Origin of the sequence: Pseudomonas tremae (genome assembly GCF_001401155.1) — a bacterium.
Lineage (GTDB): Bacteria > Pseudomonadota > Gammaproteobacteria > Pseudomonadales > Pseudomonadaceae > Aquipseudomonas > Aquipseudomonas tremae.
The window spans coordinates 1-710 of the sequence record NZ_LJRO01000099.1 but is presented as its reverse complement, the minus strand read 5'-3'; the positions used below and the strand labels follow the sequence as shown (position 1 = coordinate 710).

The window sequence follows — 710 nt, the reverse complement described above, 5'->3', positions numbered from 1 at the left end:
CTGCGTCCCTGAACGTTTCTGAGCAAACCCCGCAGCCCTCAGCAGAATCTGATCAGGCAACTGACCAGCTCTGCCCACGGCGCCGTAGTGAAAATTGCCGAAATCTTCCCACGCATGATTCTGCTGCTTATAGTCCCATGGACCATGATTACGTACTTTGTAATAAAACCAACTCATGAATGCACCGACAGCGGGGTCCTTCTTCCACTGATCGTTCGCAAGCTTCATGTGCACATCGACACTAACGCCGGGAGGTATCGCTTCTGGCATTTCATAGTTCATGGCTTGCTCTCTTCCAAACGCGCACAGGATCAGGCGTAAATTTTATTGCTGATGGCATCCCAGCCGCCCGCAATTTGCCCTGCGCCTTGCCCAGTCTTCCGACTTTGTTTGGAGTAGATTAATTTGATGCGGCCATACTTTAACGCAATCAGCTCACTCGGAAACGCATTAGACTGATCGCCATTGCCCGTTAAAGCGAAAGAGCTAATTATAACTTCCTCAAGCACTATCTCAAGATATTTAACTTTCGGATCGCCAGCCCTAAATATATGAACCGACACCTGCTTAAAATGTTTTTCCACTACAGCAAGCCTCATGAAGTTTGGGGGTAGCGTTATCTACAGGTTTGCGGACAAGCAAATCCCTTAAGTAAGCGCTACCAGAAGTTGCACCGCCAGCGGACGTAGCTGTAGCGGACGCTGTCTGAC

The 710-nt window shown here is 49.3% G+C and carries 1 protein-coding gene and 1 pseudogene; both read right to left on the bottom strand.

What is annotated here, in order from left to right; translation table 11 throughout:
- A partial coding sequence (locus ALO43_RS08165; protein ID WP_054997360.1) for a polymorphic toxin type 44 domain-containing protein occupies positions 1-282 on the bottom strand: 282 nt, incomplete at its 3' end.
- A gap of 29 nt (positions 283-311) precedes the next feature.
- Positions 312-710 (bottom strand): annotated as a pseudogene (locus ALO43_RS29995) (Hcp family type VI secretion system effector); the annotation flags it as partial.